The sequence below is a fragment of the Cupriavidus sp. 96C5-1 genome (genome assembly GCF_057798855.1).
Genome location: NZ_JBYOJU010000102.1, coordinates 1 through 5622 on the forward strand (window position 1 = coordinate 1; position 5622 = coordinate 5622).

At 65.2% G+C, this 5622-nt stretch carries 6 protein-coding genes and 1 pseudogene; 5 read left to right on the forward strand and 2 right to left on the reverse strand.

All coding sequences use genetic code 11. The annotated features are described in order from the left end of the window. Positions 1–1112: 1112 nt before the first annotated feature. Positions 1113–1292 carry a hypothetical protein gene (locus AC3FOF_RS44260; protein ID WP_488730283.1) on the reverse strand — a complete coding sequence of 60 codons (180 nt, stop codon included), beginning with the start codon at positions 1290–1292 and terminating at the stop codon, positions 1113–1115. A 65-nt stretch (positions 1293–1357) separates the two neighbouring features. On the opposite strand from AC3FOF_RS44260, the gene AC3FOF_RS44265 reads away from it, so the two are divergent. Genes AC3FOF_RS44265 through AC3FOF_RS44275 form a run of 3 tightly spaced genes read left to right on the forward strand, consistent with a single transcriptional unit; the run spans position 1358 to position 2714 of the window. Then, positions 1358–1783 carry an SRPBCC family protein gene (locus AC3FOF_RS44265; RefSeq protein WP_276266674.1) on the forward strand — a complete coding sequence of 142 codons (426 nt, stop codon included), beginning with the start codon at positions 1358–1360 and terminating at the stop codon, positions 1781–1783. Further along, a complete protein-coding gene (locus AC3FOF_RS44270) occupies positions 1780–2235 on the forward strand; it encodes an EVE domain-containing protein (protein ID WP_488730284.1) in 456 nt (151 codons plus the stop codon). Before AC3FOF_RS44265 ends, AC3FOF_RS44270 begins: the two co-directional genes overlap by 4 nt. Further along, positions 2232–2714: a MarR family winged helix-turn-helix transcriptional regulator gene (locus tag AC3FOF_RS44275; protein WP_488730285.1), complete on the forward strand. Its 483-nt coding sequence runs from the start codon at positions 2232–2234 to the stop codon at positions 2712–2714. Before AC3FOF_RS44270 ends, AC3FOF_RS44275 begins: the two co-directional genes overlap by 4 nt. Positions 2715–2858: 144 nt before the next feature. Here AC3FOF_RS44275 and AC3FOF_RS44280 read toward each other — a convergent pair. Continuing rightward, positions 2859–3011, reverse strand: a pseudogene (locus AC3FOF_RS44280) (integrating conjugative element protein); the annotation flags it as partial. 123 nt (positions 3012–3134) lie between these two features. Between AC3FOF_RS44280 and rimO the strand changes: the two are divergent. Then, entirely contained in the window at positions 3135–4514 is a 1380-nt protein-coding gene (gene rimO, locus AC3FOF_RS44285) for a 30S ribosomal protein S12 methylthiotransferase RimO (RefSeq protein WP_051078474.1), read from the forward strand. A 103-nt stretch (positions 4515–4617) separates the two neighbouring features. Further along, positions 4618–5622 (forward strand): beta-ketothiolase BktB (bktB, locus tag AC3FOF_RS44290; RefSeq protein ID WP_488729071.1); only part of this gene is annotated, 1005 nt, incomplete at its 3' end.

The window sequence follows — 5622 nt, forward strand, 5'->3', positions numbered from 1 at the left end:
CCTGGACCAGGATCTGATCTTCGTGACCTTCCTGATAGACGTTGCCCACCGAGTCGGCGGTGAAGGCGCCCTGCGTGATGTTGCCCTGGGTCTTGCCCTGGATGCTGATGTAAGCGGGTGTCGGCATGGTGACTTCCTTTTGCGTGTTAGTGATGAGGGGGGGCCGGGAGGCCGTCTTGCCAATGAATGGCAGTACCCCATAAGGCAAACACCGTGCCAATGGCGGTGATCGTCGTCTTTATCCTATATAAATCAATGGTTTGATGAGCGTGATGAGCATACGGGCCGCGACGCCATGGATGTTTGCGCCGTGGAAATGCGGCTTTTCTGCGGAAATCGGGCCATTAATGGCCCGGTGAATCGCTAAGGTATTGATTAATAGATGGATATAGGCGGGCCAAAAATGGCTCGTCGGGCCATTTTTGGCCCGCTTGATTTGCGTGGCGGTTCGATCCCGGCGGTGCAATGGGGAGGCTTTGGCCGTATAGACGTCCGTTGTGGCAGGCGATAGGCGCTGCGCACGCTTCGCTATCCTGAAGGTGTAGATGGCAACAGATAACGTTGGGAGTTCCTGGGAAAGTACTTTCCAACACCGACCTCAGCGGTGGGAGAATCGTTAGCCTTGGACACTTGGTGAGCTGCCCCAAGTGCAAGGGCATCTTCCCCATCGTCGGCGAGGGCAGCAGCTCAGATTCAGATGCGTTCTATATCGCAGTCGGTGGGGCGCACGTAAGATGCACAAGGCCCGCGTGTTTGCGATGGAACCCGTCAGCCCCGCGACACGCACGGATAGCGTTGCCATCGTTTCGATCCGGCGATCGGGGCGTTCCTGCGCCTGCTGGAAGCCGACATCTGCGCGGGGCGCCACCTCCAGGCACTGCCAGAGGACCTCGCGCAGGCCATGCTGGCGCATGCCGGCCATGCAGGCTGCGGTTACTACGAAAAAGACATTCGCACCGATCATGGACGCCTTTTTGATGAGGACGACGAGTAGGCGGCCCCTGGGTTGGCGACGGTGATCGAAGCCGCGGCGGCGCGGGCTCGCGCGCCGCTGTATGCCGCCGGTCGGCACTGGCATGTCATGTCGGCGTCGAACACGGACGGCTGGTCTATCAGGACGAGCGAGGCCTGATAGACCTGTCGGTGCCACGCTGTTCGGCCGCCACCAGTTCGACAATGCGGGGCTGGCGATCGCCATGCCGGTCGAACGGCTGGTCGGCGCGGCGTGCGAGATCGGCATGCGGGCCGAGGTGGCTTCCATAGCAAGGCCGCGTGGCATCACGGTCGTGCATCTTGTCGCTTGATTCTTATTCTATGTGCACTTATTATAAGCGCACATAGAATATGGAGGTTGGTCATGAGCAATCCAAATGTCTGGCGTATCGAGCACAGCATCGAGACCACTGCGTCGCCTGACGCTATCTGGCGGCTGTTCAGCGATGTGTCGGGCTGGGTGCGCTGGAATGCCGGCATCGCGGAGATCGCGATCGACGGGCCGTTCGCAGAAGGCACCTGGTTCACCATGACGCCGCCAGGCCAGGAGCCGCTGCGCTGCCGCCTGGTCGAGGTGCGCGAGGCTGAGAGTTTCGCCGACGAGACCTGCGTCGGCGATCTCGTCGTCGTGGTCGCGCACCGCATCGCGCCGCATGGCGGGGGCGCCCGCGTCACCTATGCGCTGGAGGCCCGCGGTCCCGATGCCGCTGAGATTGGCGCCGCGATTGCCTCGGACTTTCCCGATGTGCTTGCCAGCCTTGCGCGGCTTGCCGAGGGACGCGCGGCATGAGCGCGTGGCTGGGCGTGGTCAGCCGCGCGCATGTGCGGCGCGGCGTTGCCGGCGGCTTCGCGCAGCTATGCCATGGCAAGGCGCAGCCGCTGCGGCGGATGCGCCCCGGCGACTGGCTGGTCTACTACTCACCGTCCGAGGAGATGGGCGGCGCGCCGCTGCGCGCCTTCACCGCGATCGGCCGTATCGTGGACGACGAGGTGTTTGCCTTCGACATGGGCGGCGGCTTCGTTCCGTTCCGCCGCAGGGTTGGCTATGTTGACGCCATGGATGTGCCGATGGACATGATCAAGAACGAGCTTGCGCTCTGTGCCGCACCGAACTGGGGTATGGCGCTGCGCCGCGGCCACCTGCCGCTCGCGCCCGGCGATTTCGCGGTCATTGCCGCCGCCATGGGGGCTGACCTGGAGGCCGACTTGGGGTCGGTCAGTGGGTCGCGGGGGGCGGCATGACGCGTAAGGCCGTGCTGCCGCTGCCGAGCAAGGTGTCCGGGCCGGCGGAAAGCCCGGGCTTCCTCTTGTGGAAAATCTCCAATGCCTGGCAGCGCCGGCAGCGGCAAGCGCTACAGCCCTATGGCCTCACCCACTCGCAGTTCGTGGTGCTTGCGACCGCCACCTGGTTCGGCGCGGCCGAACCGCTGACCCAGGCGCGGATCGCGCAGCTCACCGGGATCGACCCGATGACCACCTCCCAGGTGCTGCGGGCGCTGGAGGCGGCCGCGCTGATCGCACGTGGCGACCATCCCACCGATCCGCGCGCCAAGGCGATCGAGGTCACGCGTGCCGGCCGCGAGCTGGCGCGCAAGGCGGTCGTGGTGGTGGAAGATTGCGATGCCGCGTTCTTCGCGCCGGTCATGGGGGATGCGGCGCGGCTGGTGAAGCTGTTCCAGGCGCTGGTGCAGGGCGACCAGGCCGATGCCGATCAAGCGTGACGATTCGCGCCTTGAAACGACTGCGGCCTGCTGATTGTCAGGTGATCTCGGCCGCGGCTGTTTTACCTGCTGCCTTTGCGTCGGTCGTCGAGTCGCTCAGCCCACGTAGCACATTCCCCGCACGGACACCGGCCCACCCCAACGCTGCGACCCACAGCCGGCGTTGCTGCCCCCGACCCAGGGGACGCCGCTATCGCCCCGGCTTTTCTCCGCTTTCTCGACGGCGCTGACGGCGTCGTTGTTGCCCGAACGCACCACGTCCTTGAGCGCCATCCCTTCGGCCAGGCGGCTCCATCCGAACCACGTTCATGTCGGCCATGAGGCCCCGGCAAACTCCGGCAAGCGGTTAAAATACGCGATTGGCTTTGTACCGCCAGGTGGCCATGTCCCGCCTCGCCCGCCCCACATTTGGAAGTAACCGTGAAAAACCCTGCAGAATCAACGACTAAGAAAGACCATATTCCAAATGTGGGATTTGTGAGCCTCGGGTGCCCGAAGGCTTTGGTCGACTCCGAGCAGATCATTACCCAGCTGCGCGCCGAAGGCTATGCCATCAGCGGCACCTACGACGGCGCCGATCTCGTGGTCGTCAACACCTGCGGCTTTATCGACGAGGCGGTGCAGGAAAGCCTGGACGCCATCGGCGAGGCGCTGGCCGAGAACGGCAAGGTGATCGTCACCGGCTGCCTGGGCGCGAAGAAGAACGCCGCAGGCGAGGACATCATTACCTCGGTTCACCCGAAGGTGCTGGCCGTCACCGGCCCGCATGCGCTGGGCGAGGTGATGCAGGCCGTGCACACCCACCTGCCCAAGCCTCACGACCCGTTCCTGGACCTGGTGCCGGCCGCCGGCATCAAGCTCACGCCCAAGCATTACGCTTACCTGAAGATATCCGAGGGCTGCAACCATCGCTGCTCGTTCTGCATCATCCCGTCGATGCGCGGCGACCTGGTCTCCCGTCCGGTGGCGGAAGTCATGCTGGAGGCCGAGAACCTGTTCAAGTCGGGCGTCAAGGAACTGCTGGTGATTTCGCAGGACACCAGTGCCTATGGCGTGGACGTGAAGTACCGCACCGGTTTCTGGGACGGCCGTCCGCTCAAGACGCGCATGACCGAGCTGGTCGCCGCGCTGGGCGAACTCGCCGCCAAGTACGGCGCCTGGGTCCGCCTGCATTACGTGTACCCGTACCCGCACGTCGACGAGATCATCCCGCTGATGTCGCAGGGCCACGTGCTGCCTTACCTGGACGTGCCGCTGCAGCACGCCCACCCGGACGTGCTCAAGCGCATGAAGCGCCCGGCCAATGCCGAGAAGACCATGGACCGCATCCGCGCCTGGCGCGAGATCTGCCCTGAACTGACCATCCGCAGCACGTTTATCGCGGGCTTCCCCGGCGAGACCGAGGCGGAGTTCCAGACGCTGCTGGATTTCATCGCCGAGGCCGAACTGGACCGCGTGGGCTGCTTCGCCTATTCGCCGGTCGAGGGTGCCACCGCCAACGACCTGCCGGGCGCCTTGCCCGACGAGGTGCGCGAGGAGCGCCGCGCGCGCTTCATGGAAGTCGCCGAGGAAGTGTCCGCCCGGCGCCTGCAGCGCAAGGTGGGCCAGACCCTGCGCGTGCTGGTGGACGAGATCAACCAGGACGGCGGCATCGGGCGTTCCTCGGCCGATGCGCCTGAGATCGATGGCCTGGTCTATATCGATCCGCCGGCCCAGGGTTTGCCGCGCTACAAGGTTGGCGAGTTCGTTTCGGTGAAGATTACCGGTGCGGATGGCCACGATTTGTGGGGCGAAGTCTGAGGCTGGCCGTGGCTGCAGGTCCGCTTAGGTAAAAGTACGGTCGTTCGTTTTGCCCGGCGCGCCGCTATACTGTGCGCTGCAACATCAGCCCAGGAGACACAAGATGACACGTGAAGTGGTGGTGGTGAGCGGCGTGCGGACCGCGATCGGTACCTTCGGCGGCAGCCTGAAGGATCTTTCCCCGACCCAGATGGGTGCCATGGTGGTGCGTGAAGCACTGGCCCGCGCCCAGGTCAGCGGTGACGATGTCGGCCATGTGGTGTTTGGCAACGTGATCCAGACCGAACCACGGGATATGTACCTCGGCCGGGTGGCGGCAGTGGAGGGCGGCGTCACCATCGACGCGCCGGCACTGACCGTCAACCGCCTGTGCGGCTCGGGCCTGCAGGCCATCGTGAGCGCGGCGCAGTCCATCCTGCTGGGCGATACCGACGTGGCCATCGGCGGCGGGGCGGAAAGCATGAGCCGTGCGCCGTACCTGGCGCAGTCGGCACGCTGGGGGGCGCGCATGGGCGACGCCAAGATGCTCGACATGATGCTGGGCGCGCTGCACGATCCCTTCCATGGCATCCACATGGGCGTCACCGCCGAGAACGTGGCCAAGGAATACGACATCAGCCGCATCCAGCAGGACGAGGCCGCGCTGGAGTCGCATCGCCGTGCGTCGGCGGCGATCCGCGCCGGTCACTTCAAGGACCAGATCCTGCCGGTCACGCTGAAGGGCCGCAAGGGCGACGTCACCTTCGACACCGACGAGCACGTGCGCCACGACGCGGTCATGGAGGACATGTCCAAGCTCAAGCCGGTCTTCGTCAAGGAGAATGGCACGGTTACCGCGGGCAATGCCTCGGGCCTGAACGACGCCGCCGCCGCCGTGGTCCTGATGGAGCGTGCCGAGGCCGAGAAACGCGGCCTCAAGCCGCTGGCCCGCCTGGTCTCCTACGCGCATGCCGGCGTCGATCCCAAGACCATGGGCATCGGCCCGGTGCCGGCCACGAAGAAGGCGCTGGAACGCGCTGGCCTGACCGTGGCCGACCTCGACGTGATCGAAGCCAACGAGGCCTTTGCCGCACAGGCCTGCGCCGTCACCAAGGCGCTCGGGCTGGAT